Below are 19,986 nucleotides of genomic sequence, written 5' to 3'. Positions count from 1 at the left end.
TACACATCAGGGACACTATGAGCATCAGTAAGCAGGAATTTGCGCGTCGCCGTAAGAATTTAATGGCCCTGCTCGAGCCGGGTAGCATTGCCATTGTGCCGTCGGCGTCGTTGCGCACGCGAAGCCGAGACTCCGACTACCCCTTTCGGCAGGACAGCGACTTCTTTTATCTGAGCGGATTCGACGAGCCCGAGGCAGTATTGGTGTTGTTGCCGGGGCGCCCGCAGGGTGAATACATTCTGTTTTGCCGCGAGCGCGACCCCGCCATGGAGCTGTGGGACGGGTATCGCGCTGGCCCCGAGGGCGCCTGCTCGGAATATGGCGCCGATGATGCGTTCCCCATTGCGGATATCGACGATATTTTACCCGGGCTAATCGAAGGTCGGCAGCGTGTTTACTACGCGATGGGGCGGCACGCAGAGTTTGATCAGCAGGTTATGAACTGGGTCAATGTTATTCGCTCCAAAGTGCGCAGCGGCGCCCAGCCACCAGGCGAGTTTCTCGACCTCGACCACTTGCTCCACGATATGCGTTTGTATAAGAGCGCGGCGGAATTGCGGATTATGCGTCGCGCTGGCGAGATCTCTGCAAAGGCTCACTGCCGAGCGATGCGTTACTGCCGCCCCGGGGTTTATGAATACCAGCTTGAAGCCGAAATTCAGCATGAATTTGCAATGGCCGGCGCGCGCTTCCCAGCCTACAGCAGTATTGTCGGTGCGGGGAAAAACGGCTGTATCTTGCATTACGTGGAAAACAACAGCGTGATCCGCGATGGCGAGTTGGTGCTGATTGATGCGGGTTGTGAGCTCGAGGGTTACGCCGCGGATATCACGCGTACTTTTCCGGCCAATGGCCGCTTCAATGATGAACAGCGCGCCCTTTACGAGGTGGTACTGGAAGCGCAATTGGCGGCAATAGAAGCCACGCAGCCGGGTAATCATTGGAATCAGCCACATGAAGCGACAGTGAAGGTGATTACCGAAGGCCTGTTGAGGCTCGGGCTGTTAACGGGTGATTTGTCTGAGCTGATAGAAACCGAGGCCTATAAGCCATTTTATATGCACCGGGCCGGGCATTGGCTCGGTATGGATGTGCACGATGTGGGTGATTACAAGGTCGGCGGCGAATGGCGGGTGCTCGAAGAAGGTATGGTGTTAACCATCGAGCCGGGTATTTATGTTGCCCCCGACAACGACGCCGTCGAGCCGCGTTGGCGCGGGATTGGCATTCGTATTGAAGACGATGTGGTGGTGAGTAAGTCCGGCTGTGAGGTGCTGACGGCGTCAGTGCCTAAGTCGGTTGAAGACATCGAAGCCCTGATGGCGGAGGCGGGCGATGGACGTTGACTACGATGTGCTGATTGCCGGTGGCGGCATGGTTGGCGCCAGCCTTGCCCTGAGCTTGCACAAACACAGCCAGGGCCAGTTAAAAATTGCCGTGGTTGAGAGCTTTCCCCTGCCTCCGCTCAGCGACACGGGGCCGAGTTATCGGCCCAGTTTTGATGCCAGGTCCACCGCGCTGTCATACGGCAGCCGACAAATTTTTGAGAACCTGGAGCTTTGGTCGACGCTGGAGAACCACGTTGCCGATATTCTGAATATCCAGGTTTCTGATCGAGGCCATTTTGGCAGTGCGCTAATGCATTGCGGTGAACTGGAGTGGCCCGCGCTGGGCTATGTTATTGAGAACGCGTGGCTGGGCAATGTACTGCTTAACCATCTGCGGCGTCATACCAATGTACAGTTTATCTCCCCGGCCAGTGTCGAGGCGGTAACGCCAATGGCCGCCAACGTGCAGCTGGATTTACAAGCCGAGGGCGGGGAAACATCCTGCAGCGCGTCTTTGCTGGTCATCGCCGACGGGGCCGATTCGGGACTGTGCCAGCGCCTGGGGATTCACCGCCGTGTGGATGAATATGCGCAAACGGCCGTGATCGCCAATATCGCCACCGAGCTGCCGCATGGCGGAACCGCCTACGAGCGCTTCACTGCCGAAGGGCCTATCGCGATGTTGCCGCTCTTGCCGGACGAGCAAGGTCAGTCGCGCTCTGCCCTGGTATGGACCTTTCCCGAGGATGACGCCGACGCGGCGATGAATTGGACTGATGAGGTCTTTCTGGCGCGCTTGCAGCAGCAGTTTGGCCACCGTTTGGGTCGCTTACTAAAAGTGGGGCAGCGCGTGGCCTTCCCGCTTCGCCTCAGTTTTGCTGAGGAACAAGTACGGCGAAATATTGTGGTGATGGGCAACGCTGCGCATTCACTTCACCCCGTGGCAGGGCAGGGCTTTAACCTCGCCCTGCGCGACGCCGATGCGCTGGCCCAGCGTGTTGCCGCAGCGGTTGCACAGGGACTCAGTGCGGGTGAGCTGTCGGTCTTGCAGGGCTATTTGCGCAGTCAGCATACCGACCAGCAGGTGACGACCTTGTTCTCGGACCGCTTAACCAAACTATTTAGTAACCGTCAGCCTGTACTGAGCCTGGCGAGGAATATGGGGCTGGTCATGCTCGATGCCAGCAAGCCGATAAAATCGCGCTTTACCGCGCGCGCTGCGGGTGTGATAAAAGGCCGAGACATGGAGCTGCCGCTGTGACAGACCGACTGGAAAAATTTGACATTATTGTGGTCGGTGCCGGGCTGGCCGGTGCTGCCTTCGCGCTGGCGATGGCGGAACAGCCGCTGGATATTGTCGTGATCGATGCCCAGCCAGAGCGCGAAGGGTGGCCGCCGCTTGATGAAACCGTAATGGACTATGACGCCAGAGTCAGTGCGCTGACTGACGCGTCGCGTCGCTTCCTACAGCGGCTGGGAGCGTGGTCTGCGGTGGTAGAAAGGCGGGTGTGCCCCTATCAGGAAATGGTTGTTTGGGATGCTGAGGGCACCGGTGAAATTCATTTTTCGGCCGATGAGGTCGGTGAGTTGGCCCTGGGGCATATTGCCGAGAATCGCTTGGTAACCGCTGCGCTGCACAACCGTTTGCGAGACAGCCGCGTGCGCCTGCTGTTTAACAGTCCTGTTGCGGCCTGGGTGCGAAGTGGTGATCACGGGCAGTTGCAGTTAAATGACGGGCGGCTATTACAGGCGCCGTTGATTGTTGCCGCAGACGGCGCCAATTCGCGTTTGCGTGACTGGGGTGGTTTTCAAACCCGCGAGTGGGATTATCAGCACCACGCGATTGTGTGTACCGTGGAGACCGAAAAGCCCCATCGCGCTACGGCGTGGCAGCGTTTTCTGCCAGAGGGGCCGCTGGCGTTCTTGCCCTTGCCCGACCGCGATGGCGCGCAAAACTTTAGTTCAATCGTCTGGTCGGCAAAGCCCGAGCTGGCCGATACGCTAATGGCGATGGATGACGACGCCTTTTGCCTGGCGCTGGCCCAGCATTTTGAAGGGCGGCTCGGGCGTATCAATGCGGCCAGCCGGCGCGTCCGTTTCCCGCTGCGCCAGCGCCACGCTCAGCGCTATTTTCAGCAGGGTATCGCCCTTATTGGCGATGCCGCGCACACCATCCACCCGCTGGCTGGGCAGGGAATTAATTTGGGCTTCGCCGATGCCGAGGTTCTCGCCGAGGAATGTCAGCGTGCCTTGGCGCGCGGCCTGCCACTCTCTGATGAGCTGCTGCTGTCGCGTTATCAACGGCGACGCAAGGGCGAAAACCTGGCGATGATGGCGGCGATGGAAGGCTTTCAAAATCTGTTTGCCAGCCAAGCCCTGCCATTGCGCCTGCTGAGAAATGCGGGCATGAGCTGGTTAGATCGAGCAGTGCCTATCAAGCGCCAGATTGTTGCTCGCGCGATGGGGCTGGCGCGTCGCTGACCCATTTCCCCGAGAAGTAAAACTTGAGTCATTAAATGATAATTATTATCATTGATGCTGAAGATTTCTTGCCTTCTTACCGTTAAGGACCTGCCCATTATGATATTTCGCTCGGCGCTAGTGTTTAGCTTGTTACTTTCTTTGGTGGCCTGTGGCCGAAGCGAAGAGCCCTCTGGGCCTGAATTGGTTGTTTACAGCTCGCGCATAGAGCAGCTGATTAAACCGATTTTCGACCAATATACTGCTGAGACGGGCGTGAATATTCGCTACGTGACGGACTCTGCCGGGCCGCTGCTGGCGCGCTTGCGTGCCGAGGGAGAGAATACGCCGGCTGATATTTTGGTAACGGTTGATGTTGGCAATCTCTGGCAAGCCGCGCAGCAGGGCTTGTTGGCTGCTCAGACGTCGTCGGTGCTAAACAATAATGTGCCTGAATCTCTGCGTGACCCAGAGGGTCGCTGGACGGGGCTCTCCATTCGCGCCCGCACCATTGTGTACTCGAGTGAGCGCGTAAAGCCCGAGGCGTTGAGTAGTTATGAGGCACTTGCAGAGCCGCAGTGGGCGGGGCGCCTGTGCTTGCGCACGGCAAAGAAGGTGTACAACCAGTCGCTGGTTGCCACGATGATTAGCGCCGATGGTGCTGAGAACACCGAGCGGGTATTGGCGGCTTGGGTCGATAATTTGGCGGTGCCGCCCTTCTCCAGTGATAACAAAGTAATTGAGGCCATTGCCGCCGGTCAGTGCGATGTGGGTATTGTGAATACCTACTACCTGGCGCGCATGAAGGCAGATGATCCCTCCTTGCCGGTGGACCTGTTTTGGGCGAACCAAACCGGTGAAGCGCCGTTTAACCGCGGTGTGCACGTTAATATCTCCGGCGCTGGCGTGACTGCGGCCAGCAAGCAAAAAGCATTGGCGATGTCATTGTTGGAATGGTTGTCCGAGGCGGACGCTCAGCATGCGTTTGCAGAGTTGAATCAGGAATTTCCGGTGAATCGCAACACGCCTCCTTCATCCCTGCTTCAGCACTGGGGCGATTTTAAGGCTGATCAAGTCCCCGTTGTGGAAGCGGGTCGCTTGCAGGCGGAAGCTATCCGAATGATGGACCGCGTGGGTTACCGCTAGATGCAACTTGCCCAGCGTGCCCGCGTGGCGAATCAGCGGCGCTTGCGGCCGACGCCACTGTGGCTACTCAGGGTGGCGGGGGTGGCGCTGGTCTGCGCGGTGCTGGTGCCCGTTGTGGTACTGGCGAGCAGCTGGTTAAGCCCGGAAGTTGAGATATGGCAGCATCTGGTTGATACGCAATTGCCCCGTCTGGTGGCAAATACCCTGTTCCTGATGCTTGGTGTCGGTGTTTTGGTCTCAGTGATCGGCGTCAGTCTGGCTTGGTTCACGGTCATGTGCCAGTTCCCTGGGCGCGCGGCATTTGAATGGTTGTTGATGTTGCCGCTGGCAGTGCCCGCATATGTTATGGCCTTCGTTGTACTGGGAGTGTTCGACTTTGGCGGCCCATTGCAGACGCAACTGCGGGAGCTGTTAGGCGCCGGTTGGGGCATCGATGTGCGCAATCGGGCCAGTGTAATCGTCGTATTTTCCCTGGTTTTGTACCCCTACGTTTACATGCTGGCGCGCAGTGCCTTTCTGTCTCAAAGTAGCGAGACGTTGGAAGTGGCACGAGTGTTGGGTTGCACCAGTCGCCAAGCCTTTTTCCGAGTGGCACTGCCGATGGCGCGACCGGCAATCGCTGCCGGTGTGGGCTTGGCATTAATGGAAACCCTAGCGGATTTTGGCACGGTTGCGGTGTTTAATTACGACACCTTTACCACCGCCATCTACAAGTCTTGGTTCGGCTTCTTCAGTCTGCAAGCTGCTGCGCAGTTGGCATCGTTACTGCTACTTTTCGTTGGCGTGACGCTGTTTGCTGAGCGGCGCTCGCGTGGACACGGGCTGTTTGTTCAGGGGGCGAAGCTGCAGCACCTAAGGCGCTTTCCGCTGCCGCCGGTGTTGGCTGGCCTGGTGAGCGCTTATTGCGCGTTGATTTTGGCGTTTGCCTTTGTATTGCCCATGCTGCAATTGCTGGACTGGGCCGTGGGCGAGGGGGTAAGTCAGCTGACATCGCGTTTCTTTGCCCTGCTTGGTCACTCCCTTTGGTTGGCTGCCATGGCTGCTGCGCTTACCGTTACCCTGGCGCTACTGCTGGCCTTTTGTCGCCGTTTCAGTCGCGGTCGCTGGGGTAGTATCTTTGCCGCCGCGCAGCTGGGCTACGCGCTGCCCGGGTCGGTGTTGGCAGTGGGAATTATGCTGTCATTCAGTTGGCTTGATCGACAGTGGCTGCTGCCGCTTCAAGCGTGGCTGGGGCTTGACCCCCAGCCCTTGTTAATGGGAACCGTGCTGACCCTGCTGGCCGCTTACTGGATTCGTTTTTTAGCGGTTGCCAGTGGTCCGCTGGACTCGGCTTTAGAACGAGTGAAACCGAGTTTGCCCGAAGTGGCCAGAACCCTGGGCGCGGGGAATTGGCGCCTGCTTTGGGAGGTTTATCTGCCGATGTTGCGCCCGGGCGTGTTGACGGCTCTGGTGTTGGTGTTTGTCGATGTGATGAAAGAAATGCCTGCCACGCTGTTGTTGCGGCCTTTTGGCTGGGACACCTTGGCGGTGCGGATATTTGAAATGACGGCTGAAGGACAGTGGCAGTTGGCGGCGTTGCCTGCCCTGACGCTGGTATTGGCGGGTTTAATACCGGTGATGTTAAGCATTCGTGCCAGTCGCGGGCGCTGAGGCCTTTGTATTTGCCGGCAGCGGCGGTAAAATGCGCTGCAAATATCCCTTGTCAGCCAGGAGCGCTCCATGAGCAACACCCCCAGCGAACTGAAGTATGCCAGCAGCCATGAGTGGGCTCGCTTGGAAGAAGACGGCACTGTTACTGTGGGCATCACCCATCACGCGCAGGACTCGCTCGGCGACGTAGTCTTCGTAGAGCTGCCAGAAGTGGGCGCGGAATATGGTGCCGGTGAAGAGGCGGCGGTGGTCGAGTCAGTGAAAGCGGCTTCTGACATTTACGCGCCGGTGTCGGGCGAAGTCGTTGCCGTGAACGACGCGCTTGAAGAAAGCCCCGAAACGGTAAATGAATACCCCTACAGCGACGGTTGGTTCTTCCGTTTGAAGCCTAGCGACGTTAGCGAACTGGATAACCTACTTAGCAACGACGATTACGACGCACAATGTGAAGGCTAATCTCGCCTTCTACGCGATGACGGCGGCCTCGCAATAGCGTGTGCCGCCGTTTTTTTGCTCAGCGTAAACTCACAATTGGCCAGCCGGCTTCTTCGGCGGCGGCGCGCAAGGTATCGTCGGGGTCGACAGCCACGGGGTTGTCGACGTGCTTCAGCAAGGGTAGATCGTTGTGGGAGTCACTGTAAAAATAACTGCCTGTGAGCGTCTCACCATTTTCGCGTAGCCAGCGCTGCAGGCGCAAAACCTTGCCTGCTTGGAAGCACGGTATATCGGTGCTGTCTCCGGTGTAGCGTCCATCGCGGAGCTCAGGCTCGCTGGCTAACATCACCTTAATGCCCATGGCGCGCGCAATGGGCTCGGTGACAAAGCGGTTAGTGGCGGTAATAATCATTAGGCAATGTCCCTGCTGGCGATGCTTGTCGATCAGAGCCTGTGCTCGCGGCAGGCGCATGGGGGTAATGTAACTCGCCATAAAGTCTTGATGCAGGGCGGATAGCTCTGCCGGTGATTTCCCGGCGATGGGGGCAAGGGCGAAGCGCAGGTAGGCTTCGATGTCGAGGCCACCCTGTTGGTATTGTTGATAGAATTCATCATTGCGCCGACGGTGTTCGTCACCATCCACGAGGCCCCGCTCGACGAGGAATTCCCCCCAGGCGTGATCACTGTCACCGGCAATCAGGGTGTTGTCGAGGTCGAATATCGCCAAGGTCATCGTAAACCCTTACTTAACTAGGCCCGTTGGCTGGGCGTGACTGCAAAAACGGCAAGCATAGCTTCTCGGCGTGGCTTTTGCATCGGCTTTTGCCTTGTCTGCTCTGGCATTGGCAGCACTGCGCGAATTTGCAGCCGCTGGGGCGAATTCCCAGCTCCACGAATTTGTGGAACAATAGATCAAATTAGAAAAAAACGTTAACACAGGTGAGCATGTGATTGATTCGGATGGATTTCGTCCCAACGTTGGCATTGTTATCGCCAATGACTGCGGTCAGGTGTTGTGGGCGCGCCGTGTCGGTCAGAGCGCCTGGCAATTTCCCCAGGGTGGGATTAACGACGGCGAAACCCCAGAGCAGGCCCTGTACCGCGAGCTTTATGAAGAAGTTGGCCTGAGAGAAAGTGATGTTGAAATTCTCGCTTGCACGCGCGGTTGGTTGCGCTACCGATTGCCCAAACGGCTGATTCGTAAAGACAATAAGCCGCTGTGTATCGGTCAGAAGCAAAAGTGGTTTTTGTTGCGAATGGTCGGTAATGAGGCCGATATCCGCTTTAATTGTGGCCGCAAGCCAGAGTTTGATTATTGGCAGTGGGTGAGCTACTGGTATCCACTCGGCCAGGTGGTGGCCTTTAAGCGTGAAGTATACCGCCGCGCGATGAAAGAGCTGGCGGGCAGGCATGTTCGTCTACTGCGAGATACCCAAGGGAGTCATTCAAGCTGATGCTGGCGGCGCTGCGAGGAATAGTTCAGGCGGTTAATGCGGCGGGTAATCTGCAGGCAGCGCTGGATATTATTGTCGAGCGCATTGCTGAGGTGATGGGCACCGAGGTGTGCACGGTCTACCTTCGCAACCCCGAGAGTGGTCGTCTCATCTTTATGGCGAACCAAGGCCTCAACCCAGATTTAATCGGGAAAGCGAGCCTGGCGGCCGACGAGGGGTTGGTCGGCCAGGTGGCGCGCCGTGAGGAGCCGCTGAACCTCGACCACGCCGAGAAACACCCCAACTTTTTATTGCTACCGGGTATTGGCGAAGAGCAATACCACTCTTTCCTGGGGGCACCCATTATCCACCAGCGCGAAGTGCTGGGGGTGTTGGTTGTGCAGCAGAAGGATAGCCGCCGCTTCGACGAGGAAGAAGAGGCGTTTTTGGTCACCATGTCCGCGCAGTTGGCAGGTGTGTTGGCCCACGCGCGAGCAACCGGTTCAATTTCAAAGACGCAAGATTCTGTGACCGCTTCTGCCTTGTTTAAAGGGATCGCGGGCGCGCCGGGCGTGGCCATTGGTCGCGCGGTAGTGATTGTTCCCAGTGCTGAGTTGCATTCGGTGCCTCAGCGCCGCAGCGAGGACGCCGACGCAGAGCTACGGGCCTTTGAGGCGGCGCTCGATGCGGTGCGCGTCGATATTCGCGAACTCAGTGGCAAGCTTGTCGGGCAACTGTCTCCGGAAGAACTGGCATTGTTCGATGTCTATCTGCGAATTCTCGATGACGGCGTCTGGCTGTCTGAGGTGGAGGCAAAAATTCGCGAGGGCGAATGGGCGCAAGGGGCATTGGCTCAGGTTGTCAGTGGCCACATCAACACCTTTGAAATGATGGACGATCCGTATTTCAAAGATCGCGCAACCGACATTAAAGACCTTGGGCGGCGGGTGTTGAGTTACTTGCAGGCGAGTAACGAGCGCGATACCGATTACCCCGCTGACACGATCCTGGTCGGCGAAGAACTGACGGCGTCGATGCTTGGGGAAGTGCCCAGAGAAAAGCTGGTGGGCATGGTGTCGGTGAGAGGCTCCAGCAACTCCCATGTTGCGATTTTGGCGCGAGCGATGGGCATCCCCACGGTGATGGGGGCAAGCGATTTGCCCTATACCCAGATAGAGCATGCCAGCCTGGTCGTTGATGGTTACAGCGGCTATGTGCACTACAATCCAACGCCGGAAGTCTCTGAGCATTTTCGGGCCTTGCTTGAGGAAGATCAGGCCCTGAGCCAGGGACTGGAGGCGCTCCGTGACTTGCCGAGCGAAACGCGTGATGGCCATCGCATGCCGCTGTGGGTGAACACCGGTTTGATGGCGGATGTCGCGCGCTCGCTCGATCGCGGGGCAGAGGGCGTTGGCCTGTATCGAACAGAAATTCCTTTCCTATTGCGAGAACGCTTCCCCAGTGAAGAAGAGCAGCGGATTATTTATCGCGAGCAATTACTAGCGTTTGCACCGCTACCGGTCACCATGCGCACCCTGGATATTGGTGGCGACAAGGCGCTGCCATACTTCCCCATTGATGAGGAAAATCCTTTTCTAGGATGGCGCGGCATTCGCGTTACGTTGGACCACCCCGAAATATTTCTGGTGCAAGTCAGGGCGATGCTCAAGGCGAGCTCGGGGCTAGATAACCTTCGCATCATGTTGCCGATGATCAGCAACGTCCAAGAGGTGGATGAGGCCCTGGTGCTGGTGCGCCGTGCTTATGATGAGCTGGTTGAGGATGGTTGGGATATCAGCCTGCCACCTATTGGCGTGATGGTGGAGGTGCCCGCGGCGGTGTACCAAGCCCGTCAGCTTGCCCGTCGTGTCGATTTTCTGTCGGTCGGCTCGAATGACCTGACGCAATACTTGCTAGCGGTGGATCGCAATAATACCCGCGTGGCTGATCTCTATCACGCCTACCACCCAGCAGTGCTGGGCAGCTTGCTGAATGTAGTGGATGCCGCGCATGCCGAAGGTAAGCCGGTGGGTATTTGTGGTGAGTTGGCTGGCGACCCCGGAGCGGTGCTGCTATTGACCGCGATGGGCTACGACATGCTCTCGATGAACGATAACAGCTTGCTGCGTGTAAAAGCGGTGGTTAGAGCGTCGACGATGAGTGACTTGAAAAACCTGCTAACAACCGCGATGGCTGCCGATACGGCTGATGAAGTCCGCGCCTTATTGCGCAGCGCGCTGGCCGAATCCGGGATGGAAAAGTTATTGCCCCCCGGGCCCTGAATGCTTGCCCGCGAGCCTGAGCATTACACCTGAAAGTGGCGAAGTTCGGCCGGGCGCTGTTCGCTGTCGTAACCTTGCTCCCACAGCTCCGCGCCGCCTTTGCGAACAAAAACGATGCTAGTGGAACGGGTGCCGTAGACTGAGCTTCGCACAAAGCGGCAGGACAACATCTTTTGTAGCTCGTCGTCACTGTCGACAGTGGGGCTGTCGTCTTGCATGAATGTCAGCAAGGGTGTTGGGTCGTCGTGCCCTGCCGCTAAGGGCTTGAAGGCGGCGAGCGCCTGATCCGTTTTTGCGCTGTGCGCCGTGTGTGGGATGTTGCCAATACAGTGTATCCCCGCTTCTAAGTTGTTCCAGCCCGAAGAGATATTGTCGCTGTGAGCCAGAGTGCTGCCGTCAAATGCGATAAAGTTGAAGGGGCGGTACTGGTATTTCTCTGTCTCTAATTCATCGAAAAACGTTGAGCAGCGCTCGCTGCTATCGAGGAAGCGGCGAACCAGCTCGCCGCGGCTTTGATCGCCGACGTCCCGATTGCGTAAGTTGGTAATGGCGGCGAAGCGCCCGTTGGTGCTTAAACCCAGCCAGCTGCCGCCAAATTGCTGATCCCTGCCGGCCAGAATGTGGGGTGACTCTGGCCAAAAGTGCGCTGGGAGAGTGGGGCGCTCAAAAAATTCGTCTCGGTTTGCGGCGACGATCAGGGGGCGCGCTGACTGTTGTTGCCAAGACAGTAAAATTAAACACATGGCGGGTGGCACTTGAAATCAGGGCTGTCCATAATAGCAGGCTTTGTGGCGGAGAGCTGGCGTGACCGTTGTTCTTATCTATCTCGCTGTTGGTGCGCTAGCAGGCCTGTCTGCGGGTCTGTTTGGGGTGGGCGGGGGCCTGGTGATAGTGCCGGCGCTGATCTACTGCTTTGCGCTGCAGGGGGTGTCATCGCTGGTTGCGGTTCAGCTGGCGGTGGGGACATCGCTGGCCAGCATTGTATTCACTTCTGTCAGCTCCGTAAGGGCGCATCAGCGTCACGGCAACGTTGATTGGCCAACCTGGCGGCTACTGGCACCCGGTATTGCGATTGGCGTAGTGGGTGGTGTTGCCCTTGCGGCCTCCCTGCCCGGTGAGCGCCTCAAGTTAGTGTTTGGTATTTTTGCTTTGTTGATTGCTGCGCAAATGGCATTTGGCTTATCACCATCCGCCGACAGGCAGTTGCCGGCTCGCCCACAAACGCTGCTGGCCGGCGGTTTTATCGGTTTCTTATCGGCGCTGTTTGGCATCGGTGGTGGCTCACTCACCGTGCCCTTTCTCACATGGTGCAATGTGAAGATGCAACGCGCGGTGGCAACGTCGGCAGCTTGCGGCTTACCCATTGCCATTGTCGGTGCGCTGACAAATATTGTTGCCGGTTATGGGCACTCAGCGCTGCCTGCGTGGTCTAGTGGTTTTGTGTATTGGCCGGCATTGCTGGCAATCATCCTGTGCAGTACCCCCTGCGCTAAATTGGGCGCTAATCTGGCTCAGAAACTACCTGCTCGTCGGCTAAAGCAAGGTTTTGCGTTATTTCTGCTCGCCGTTGGCAGCCACTTTATATACGGAGCTCTTTAATATGCTCAGGCATCCAGACATCGACCCTGTTGCCGTTCAGCTGGGGCCACTGGCGATACATTGGTACGGCCTGATGTACTTAGCGGGTTTTGCCGCGGCTTGGTACATCGGCAAAATGCGCTGCAGACAGCCCTGGAGTCCGTTGAAGGAGGATCAGTTGGAAGATCTGATCTTCTATGGGGCGCTGGGGGTTATTCTCGGTGGCCGGTTTGGCTATGTGGTGTTTTACAATTTCGAGCAATTTCTCGCTGACCCGCTTTGGCTTTTCCGTATTTGGGAAGGGGGCATGGCGTTTCATGGTGGGTTCTTGGGTGTCGTGCTTGCCATTGCGATCTACGCCAAGCGTATTGATGTGTCGATCTATGCGCTGTGGGACTTTATTGCTCCCTTGGTTCCCATAGGGTTGGGTCTTGGGCGCATTGGCAACTTCATCGGTCAGGAGCTCTGGGGGCGGCCAACCGACAGTGCGATCGGGATGGTCTTTCCGCGCGACCCCAGTCAGTTGCCGCGCCACCCGTCGCAGCTTTACCAGTTTGCGTTAGAGGGCGTGTTGCTGTTTTTGATCGTGTTCCTTTATACCCGCAAGCAGCGTCCCCGGTTGGCGCCCGGCGCACTCTTTGTGCTGTGCTACGGCATTTTCAGATTTGTCGTGGAGTTTTTCCGCGAGCCCGATGGCCATATCGGCTTCGATGCGCTTGGCTGGGTAACGCGCGGGCAGTTATTGTCGCTGCCGATGATTGCGGTGGGGTTGGGGGTGTTGATCTACGCCTACCGTCGAGACAGAGTGCAAGGATAGGGTTATGCAACAGTATTTAGATTTATTGCGCGATGTGCGTGACAACGGTGTGGATAAAGGTGACCGCACCGGAGTGGGAACGCGCTCGGTATTTGGTCGCCAGCTGCGCTTTGATCTGCAGGCGGGCTTTCCGTTGTTAACCACCAAGAAGGTGCACCTTCGCAGCATTATTTATGAGTTGATTTGGTTCTTAAATGGCAGTTGTGACAACAACTGGCTGCGAGAGCGAGGGGTGACGATCTGGGATGAGTGGGCGCTGGAGGATGGCGACCTGGGGCCGATCTATGGCAAACAGTGGCGAAGCTGGGCCTGCCCTGATGGGTCGACCATTGACCAGATTAGTGAAGTGGTGGATATGATCCGTCGCAAACCGGACTCGCGGCGTTTGCTGGTGAATGCCTGGAACCCCGCTGACCTTCCCGATGAGTCGGTGAGCCCTCAGGACAATGTGCGTGCTGGGCGTGCCGCGTTGCCGCCGTGTCACACCTTGTTCCAGTTTTATGTCGCCAATGGCCGCTTGTCTTGCCAGCTCTACCAGCGCAGCGCCGATTTATTCCTCGGGGTGCCTTTTAATATCGCCAGCTATGCCCTGCTGACACATATGATTGCGCAGCAGTGCGATTTGGATGTTGGTGAGTTTGTGCACACCTTCGGTGACTGCCACCTCTATCAAAACCATCTCACCGATGAGATTGTCGAAGAGCAATTGCGTCGCCAGCCTCGCGCGCGGCCAACGCTGCGCATAAATCGTCGTCCGGCGTCGATTTTCGATTATGACTTTGCCGACTTCGAGTTCGAAGGCTATGACCCCCACCCAGCCATCAAGGCTCCCATTGCTATATAAAAGGATGTGTTAATGCCGATAGCTGTTGCACACATTGTCGCCTTGAATCGCCAGCGCGTCATTGGAGTAGAAAACCGCTTGCCGTGGCATCTGCCTGCCGACTTGAAGCACTTTAAAGCGCTGACTATGGGCAAGCCCATTATCATGGGTCGCAAAACCTGGGAGTCTATCGGCCGCCCGTTGCCTGGGCGTGAAAATATTGTTGTGACTCGCCAGCAAGGCTACGGTGCGACGGGTGCCAAGGTTTGTGCATCACTTGAAGACGCGCTGGATGTTGCTCGTGAAAGCGCTGAGCGCGATGGTCTTGATGAGATTTTCGTTATCGGCGGTGAGACGCTATACCGTCAGAGCTTGAATTGTGTCGACCGTGTTTACGTCACGGAAGTGGCCGCAGAGGTCGATGGTGACGCCTTTTACCCCGAGCTCGATGAGCGGGACTGGGGTGAGGTGTCCAGGCAAGACTTCGCTGCGAAAGAGAGTGCCCCGGCCTATGCCTTCGTCAATTATCAGCGCCGCGCCCGGTAAGGGATTTGTTGGTGTTTTCAAAAGGGATGTGCTAGTCACTTTCATTGCGAGAGTGTTACTTGGAGGCTCGAAATTGTTACCATAAACTACGTATCGGTAACAATTATTCCTTACGCATTTTCCCTAACTTTTATATTACGAAACATTTAGCTTTCTCGTTGATTCTTGCGAAAGCCCGTGATTAAAATAAGTCCCGCTGTATGAAAGCACGGTCTTGCGACTGGCCGTACGGCTGACAGAAGATAATAAGCTCTGCTTTCACTAAACGTCCCAAATAGGAAAAGCAATTCCCATGAAAATGCATCGATTGAAATCAATCGCGCTGGCGGTCGCCGCGACTGCAGGTGTGCTGGCTGCATCGTCTGCTTATTCAGCTGAGCAAGATGCCGCTGCTGCGCCCGCAAAGCCCGCTAAACCCCTTATTCCTGTGAGTGCTATCGTCAAAGTTGGCGAACAGCGCACCAAGTCTGCCAAGGCTTCTCAGGTTCGTATTGACCGCCTGGCTGCAGAAACTGGCGATTTGCTTCAAGACTACAAAACAGTGATGAAGCAGGTCGACGGCCTTCGCGTCTACAACGCGCGTTTGGAAAAACAGATCGCTGGCCAATTGCGTCGTATCGCAAGCCTGGAAAAAGCGGTTGACGAAGCAACTATCATTCAGCGCCAAATCGACCCGCTGATTCAGCGTATGATCGACGGCCTGGAGCAATTCGTTGAGTTGGATGTTCCTTTCCACCTCGAGGAACGCAAAGAGCGCATAGAATTCCTGCGCAACAACCTGGATCGCTCTGATATCACCATCGCTGAAAAATTCCGTCAGGTTCTTGAAGCCTACAAAATCGAGAACGAGTACGGCCGCAAAATTGACAGCTACAAAGGCGTAGCGACCGTCAACGGTGCTGAGCGCGATGTTAACTTCCTCCGTATCGGCCGCATCGGTCTACTTTACCAAACTACCGATGGCAAAGTGTCGGGCGCTTGGGACAAAACCCAAGGCACATGGACTGAGCTGGATGCTGGCGACTACCGTGGCGCTATCCAGAAAGGCTTGCGTATCGCTCGTAAGCAGGCGTCCATCGATATCATGAAACTCCCGATTCCGGCTCCGGAGGCTGCTAAATAATGAAACGTAATCTGTTGAAAGCTGCCGTACTGGCTATCGGTGGCACTATCGCTCTGGCATCAAGCCCTGTGATGGCTCAAGAAGCCAAGTCACTGGATGAACTGCTGCAAATGGTTAAGCAAGGTCGCGCCAGCGACGCGCGTGAGCAAAAAGCTCGCGAGCAGCGTTTCAAAAACGCTCGCTACGACCAGCAGAAAATGCTGAAAGAAGCTGAAAAAACTCTGGCCGATGAAGAGAAGCGCTCTTCTGAGCTGGAAAACACCTTCGAAGAAAACGAAACCGTCCTGACCGAGAAACAGCGTCAGCTGAAAGAGCGTTTAGGTACGTTGACCGAGCTGTTTGGTCACCTGACTTCTACCGCCGGCGACCTGCGTTCTAATTTCCAGACGTCGATCATCAGTGTTCAATTCCCCAATCGTGAGCAGTTCGTTGATGACCTGATCGCGAAGATGTCAGGCGCTGAAGAGCTGCCCAGCATCGAAGAGATTGAGCGTATTTGGTTTGAACTTCAGCGCGAAATGACTGAGTCAGGCCGAGTGGTGAAATTCCAAACTGAAGTGACGACGGCTGCTGGTGAGAAAACGCAGCAAGAAGTCGTGCGTGTTGGTACCTTCAACCTCGTAAACAGCGACGGCGAATACCTGCAGTACATTTCGGAAAATGGCACTGTTGCTGTGTTGGCGCGTCAGCCTAAAGGCCCCTACATGGATTGGGCTAACGAGTTGGCATCAACAACTTCAGGCGTAACGCCTTTCGGTGTTGACCCCACTGGTCCTTCAGGCGGTTCATACCTTGCTGCACTCATCGATAGCCCAACGCTGACTGAGCGCTGGCACCAAGGTGGTGTGGTTGGTTACGTAATCACCGCAGTAGGTGTATTGGCTATGCTGATCGCTATCTGGCGCCTGATTGTTCTGACCATCGAAGATATGAAGGTCAACAGCCAGCTTAAGAGCAAAACTGCTAATGACAACAACAGCCTCGGCCGTGTTCTGAAAGTACACGAAGACAATCCAAGTATGGATGCGGAAACACTGGAGCTGAAACTGTCAGAAGCCATTCTGAAAGAAACACCACGTTTGGAGCGCTCTCTGAACTTGCTGAAGATCATCGCTGCGGTAGCACCGCTGCTGGGTCTTCTGGGTACCGTAACCGGTATGATCATCACCTTCCAAGCTATCACCATCTTTGGTGCGGGCGATCCGAAGGCAATGGCCGGTGGTATCTCTGGTGCTCTGGTAACGACCGTACTGGGTCTGGTTGTCGCCATCCCGACCGTACTGCTGCACACGTTTGTTAGCGGCCGCGCTAAGAAAATCCTGCACGTGCTTGATGAGCAATCGACTGGCATTATCGCCGAACACACAGAAGGGCGCGCGGGGTAACTAAGCGATGTACCAACTGAATGAATGGATCGAGATCATACGGCGATTTATGGAAGCCGGTGGGCCTGTACTGAACTACATCGCCCTCCTGACCTTCGTCATGTGGACTCTCGCTATTGAACGGGTTTGGTATTACAAGTTCGGGCTGTCGAAAGACGTGAACAACGCTATCAACACCTGGGAAGCGCGCAGTGAGCGCAAATCCTGGAATGCCAAGCAGATTCGCGAAAAGTTGATCTCAGAGGTTTCTCTGCAGATCAACGCGAGTCTGCCAATGATTCAGACCATGGTGGCGCTTTGTCCGCTGCTGGGTCTGTTGGGCACGGTCACAGGGATGATCGAGGTCTTTAATATCATGGCAGTGACCGGTGGTGGCGATGCTAAATCGATGGCCGGCGGTGTTTCAAAAGCAACAATTCCGACGATGGCTGGAATGGTTGCCGCTCTGTCAGGCGTATTCATCAATACCTATATAAAAGGTATTGCGGAGCGCGAAAGCGAGCTTTTGGAAGACCATCTGACAACCGATCATTAAGAGAACAGTTATGAGAAAGCATAGCAAAGCAGGTGCAGAGGAAAATTCCTCCGAGATCGACCTGACGCCGATGCTCGACGTGGTCTTCATCATGTTGATCTTCTTTATCGTCACAGCGTCGTTCATCAAAGAAGCCGGTGTCGAGGTGAATCGCCCCGAGGCCTCAACGGCCAGCAAGAAAGAAAATGTGAATATTCTGATTGCTGTTACTGGTACTAATGAAATCTGGATCGACAAGCGTCGTGTCGACAAACGAGCAGTGCGCTCGGTTGTTGAGCGTATGCATGCCGAGAACCCCAAAGGTGCTGTTGTTATTCAGGCTGATAAAGCCTCGAATACCGAAACGGTTACTGCGGTTATCGACGCCAGCCGAGCGGCCGGCGTATACGATGTTTCATTGGCCACTGAAGACAGCTGATCAATTATGAATATTCGACTCCTGATCGGTGGAGCATTGGCATTTGTGGTGACAGCAGCGCTGTTCATCATAATGCCATATCTGATCGAGTCAGCTGACAAGACGTTGGACGAAAAGCCGCGTACTAAGTTGGCCGACATTCAGATGCCGGACACCGAAATAGAAACAATGAAAGACGCAAAGCCGGATAAGCCTAAGCAACCGGAAGAGCCGCCGCCGGATATGGAACAACCGGAGATGGAAGATGTGAACCCGGACATTGAGGTCGTTAATATGGCGCCTCAACAGAGCCTGCAAATGACCAACACTGCTGGTGGTTTGTCGGCGTCCGATGGTGAATATCTGCCTATCGTTAAAGTTGCGCCAATCTATCCACGCCGCGCGCAAAGCCGAGGTGTTGAAGGCTACTGTACGGTTGAGTACACCGTAACGAAAGCCGGTACCACGCGCGATATCGCCCCCGTGGATTGTAGCCCTCCGGGTTACTTCGAACGCTCATCAATCAAAGCTGCCCAGAAGTTTAAATATAAGCCTCGGGTGGTAGATGGCGAGCCGATCGAAGTACCGGGGATCCAGAACCGCTTCACCTTTGAGTTGGAGAAATGATGTCTGATTATCACGTGAGCACAAAAGTCGTGCGCCCGGTGCTGGTCAAGCTGGCATGTTCCCTCAGCTTGGGTGTAGCTGCAGTGCTGGCGACCCCGGTCGCTAGTAATCTGGTGGCCCCTGCTCTGCAAATGGACGGCGTAAATGTCGTCCACGCTGCAGAGAAAAAGGAGAAGCCGCGCCGCAGCACGCGTCGCACGCCAGCGATCCGCGCAAAAATCTTTGAAAAGCTGAACGAAGCGCAGGTTGCTGCCGACGAGAAGCGCTACTCTGAAGCCATTAAATTGCTCGATGCCCTTCGCGACAAAGAAGGTCGGGGCTCGCTTAATAGCTACGAGCTGGCAAACCTCTACAACATGTACGCGTTCATTTACTTCACGCAAGAGAAGTATGAACAGGCGTTATCCGCCTACCGAAATGTTGTAAAGCAGCCTGATATTCCTGAGGCGATGGAGCTAAATACCAAATACACCATCGCCCAGCTTTACTTTGTTAAAGAAGACTACAAAAACGGCGTGAAAGTGCTGCTTGAGTGGTTTAAGGCGAAGGAAGCACTTCAGGAAGAACCGGGTGCCGGTGCTTATGCACTGCTGGCCCAGGGCTATTACCAGCTTAAGGATCTGACTCGTGCCCTCAAGTACATTGAGGTAGCGATTAACGATTACAAATCCCGCGGCAAGGTGCCCAAGGAACAGTGGTGGGGACTGCAGCGTTACCTCTACTACGAGAAGAACAACATCAACAAGGTTGTCGATATTCTCGAAGAGACGCTGAAGCACTATCAGAAGAAGGCCTACTGGCTGCAACTTTCTGCCATGTATAACGAGCAGAAGCGCGAAATGGCGGCAACCGCCACCATGGAAGCGGCCTATGAGCAAGGCTTGCTGGAGAAAGACAAAGAGCTGATCAATATGGCTTACTTGTTCCTTTCTCAGGAAGTGCCTTACAAAGCAGCGAAGGTACTGGATAAAGGTATTAAGTCGGGTGCGATTCCTGCTACCTCCAAAAACCTTGAGCTGCTCGGTAACTCATGGCGCCAGTCACAAGAAGTTAAGCGTGCGATTCCAGTAATGGAAAAAGCCGCGGCCAAGTCCGATAAGGGCGAGCTGTGGTCACGCTTAGGTAGCATCTACCTTGATAACGACGAGTTCGAAAAAGCTGCGAAAGCGATAGAAAATGCCTTTAAGAAAGGTAATCTAAAGCGTCCGGATACTGCGAACCTTGTGCTTGGTATGGCCCGCTTTAACTTGCAGAACTATGAAGGTGCACGTAAAGCTTTCAAACAAGCGTTGAAAGACGAGCGGTCAAAAGGCTATGCGTCGCAGTGGATTAAGTTTATGGATCGCGAGTTGGCTCGTCAGGCGGCGTTGAAAGACGACATCTGATAACTAACATGATTCGTTGAAGGCACCGTAAGGTGC

At 55.6% G+C, this 19,986-nt stretch carries 20 protein-coding genes; 18 read left to right on the top strand and 2 right to left on the bottom strand.

Annotated features, from left to right (window positions below):
* The first annotated feature begins 17 nt into the window (after positions 1-17).
* From pepP to gcvH, 6 genes are all read left to right on the top strand, one after another.
* Positions 18-1,346 (top strand): Xaa-Pro aminopeptidase, encoded by a 1,329-nt coding sequence (gene pepP / locus HNR64_RS00410; protein WP_204994667.1) that lies wholly within the window; start codon positions 18-20, stop codon positions 1,344-1,346.
* The gene (ubiH, locus tag HNR64_RS00405) at positions 1,336-2,589 is read left to right on the top strand and encodes a 2-octaprenyl-6-methoxyphenyl hydroxylase (RefSeq protein WP_204994666.1); all 1,254 of its coding nucleotides are present in this window, start codon (positions 1,336-1,338) and stop codon (positions 2,587-2,589) included. The genes pepP and ubiH overlap by 11 nt, the downstream gene beginning before the upstream one ends.
* Positions 2,586-3,809 (top strand): FAD-dependent monooxygenase, encoded by a 1,224-nt coding sequence (locus HNR64_RS00400; protein ID WP_204994665.1) that lies wholly within the window; start codon positions 2,586-2,588, stop codon positions 3,807-3,809. Before ubiH ends, HNR64_RS00400 begins: the two co-directional genes overlap by 4 nt.
* A gap of 99 nt (positions 3,810-3,908) precedes the next feature.
* On the top strand, positions 3,909-4,934 hold the full coding sequence (locus tag HNR64_RS00395; RefSeq protein WP_204994664.1) for an extracellular solute-binding protein: 1,026 nt from the start codon (positions 3,909-3,911) through the stop codon (positions 4,932-4,934).
* The gene (locus HNR64_RS00390) at positions 4,935-6,584 is read left to right on the top strand and encodes an ABC transporter permease (protein ID WP_204994663.1); all 1,650 of its coding nucleotides are present in this window, start codon (positions 4,935-4,937) and stop codon (positions 6,582-6,584) included.
* Between the two features lie 69 nt (positions 6,585-6,653).
* Entirely contained in the window at positions 6,654-7,040 is a 387-nt protein-coding gene (gene gcvH, locus HNR64_RS00385; RefSeq protein WP_204994662.1) for a glycine cleavage system protein GcvH, read from the top strand.
* Between the two features lie 58 nt (positions 7,041-7,098).
* Here the strand turns inward: gcvH and HNR64_RS00380 are convergent, their stop codons facing one another.
* Positions 7,099-7,752, bottom strand: a complete 654-nt coding sequence (locus HNR64_RS00380; RefSeq protein WP_204994661.1) for a histidinol-phosphatase — start codon at positions 7,750-7,752, stop codon at positions 7,099-7,101.
* A 214-nt stretch (positions 7,753-7,966) separates the two neighbouring features.
* On the opposite strand from HNR64_RS00380, the gene rppH reads away from it, so the two are divergent.
* Positions 7,967-8,473: an RNA pyrophosphohydrolase gene (rppH, locus tag HNR64_RS00375; protein WP_204994660.1), complete on the top strand. Its 507-nt coding sequence runs from the start codon at positions 7,967-7,969 to the stop codon at positions 8,471-8,473.
* Positions 8,473-10,734, top strand: a complete 2,262-nt coding sequence (gene ptsP, locus HNR64_RS00370; RefSeq protein WP_204994659.1) for a phosphoenolpyruvate--protein phosphotransferase — start codon at positions 8,473-8,475, stop codon at positions 10,732-10,734. Before rppH ends, ptsP begins: the two co-directional genes overlap by 1 nt.
* Positions 10,735-10,757: 23 nt before the next feature.
* Here ptsP and HNR64_RS00365 read toward each other — a convergent pair whose 3' ends face one another.
* Entirely contained in the window at positions 10,758-11,477 is a 720-nt protein-coding gene (locus HNR64_RS00365) for an NRDE family protein (protein WP_204994658.1), read from the bottom strand.
* Between the two features lie 61 nt (positions 11,478-11,538).
* On the opposite strand from HNR64_RS00365, the gene HNR64_RS00360 reads away from it, so the two are divergent.
* From HNR64_RS00360 to HNR64_RS00315, 10 genes are all read left to right on the top strand, one after another.
* A complete protein-coding gene (locus HNR64_RS00360) occupies positions 11,539-12,333 on the top strand; it encodes a TSUP family transporter (RefSeq protein WP_204994657.1) in 795 nt (264 codons plus the stop codon).
* A 1-nt stretch (position 12,334) separates the two neighbouring features.
* A complete protein-coding gene (gene lgt, locus HNR64_RS00355; RefSeq protein ID WP_204994656.1) occupies positions 12,335-13,129 on the top strand; it encodes a prolipoprotein diacylglyceryl transferase in 795 nt (264 codons plus the stop codon).
* Positions 13,130-13,133: 4 nt separating this feature from the next.
* Positions 13,134-13,973 carry a thymidylate synthase gene (locus HNR64_RS00350; RefSeq protein WP_204994655.1) on the top strand — a complete coding sequence of 280 codons (840 nt, stop codon included), beginning with the start codon at positions 13,134-13,136 and terminating at the stop codon, positions 13,971-13,973.
* Positions 13,974-13,985: 12 nt separating this feature from the next.
* Positions 13,986-14,498 (top strand): dihydrofolate reductase, encoded by a 513-nt coding sequence (locus tag HNR64_RS00345; RefSeq protein ID WP_204994654.1) that lies wholly within the window; start codon positions 13,986-13,988, stop codon positions 14,496-14,498.
* A gap of 292 nt (positions 14,499-14,790) precedes the next feature.
* Positions 14,791-15,621: a DUF3450 domain-containing protein gene (locus HNR64_RS00340; protein WP_027873131.1), complete on the top strand. Its 831-nt coding sequence runs from the start codon at positions 14,791-14,793 to the stop codon at positions 15,619-15,621.
* Positions 15,621-17,006 carry a MotA/TolQ/ExbB proton channel family protein gene (locus HNR64_RS00335; protein ID WP_204994653.1) on the top strand — a complete coding sequence of 462 codons (1,386 nt, stop codon included), beginning with the start codon at positions 15,621-15,623 and terminating at the stop codon, positions 17,004-17,006. Before HNR64_RS00340 ends, HNR64_RS00335 begins: the two co-directional genes overlap by 1 nt.
* Positions 17,007-17,013: 7 nt before the next feature.
* A complete protein-coding gene (locus HNR64_RS00330; protein WP_027873129.1) occupies positions 17,014-17,541 on the top strand; it encodes a MotA/TolQ/ExbB proton channel family protein in 528 nt (175 codons plus the stop codon).
* Between the two features lie 10 nt (positions 17,542-17,551).
* A complete protein-coding gene (locus tag HNR64_RS00325) occupies positions 17,552-17,959 on the top strand; it encodes an ExbD/TolR family protein (RefSeq protein ID WP_027873128.1) in 408 nt (135 codons plus the stop codon).
* 6 nt (positions 17,960-17,965) lie between these two features.
* The gene (locus HNR64_RS00320) at positions 17,966-18,565 is read left to right on the top strand and encodes an energy transducer TonB (RefSeq protein ID WP_204994652.1); all 600 of its coding nucleotides are present in this window, start codon (positions 17,966-17,968) and stop codon (positions 18,563-18,565) included.
* Positions 18,565-19,950 carry a tetratricopeptide repeat protein gene (locus HNR64_RS00315; RefSeq protein ID WP_204994651.1) on the top strand — a complete coding sequence of 462 codons (1,386 nt, stop codon included), beginning with the start codon at positions 18,565-18,567 and terminating at the stop codon, positions 19,948-19,950. Before HNR64_RS00320 ends, HNR64_RS00315 begins: the two co-directional genes overlap by 1 nt.
* Positions 19,951-19,986: the final 36 nt, after the last annotated feature.

This window comes from Spongiibacter marinus, from assembly GCF_016906995.1.
Taxonomy (GTDB): Bacteria; Pseudomonadota; Gammaproteobacteria; order Pseudomonadales; family Spongiibacteraceae; genus Spongiibacter; species Spongiibacter marinus.
This window is presented reverse-complemented; position numbering and strand designations above follow the sequence as displayed.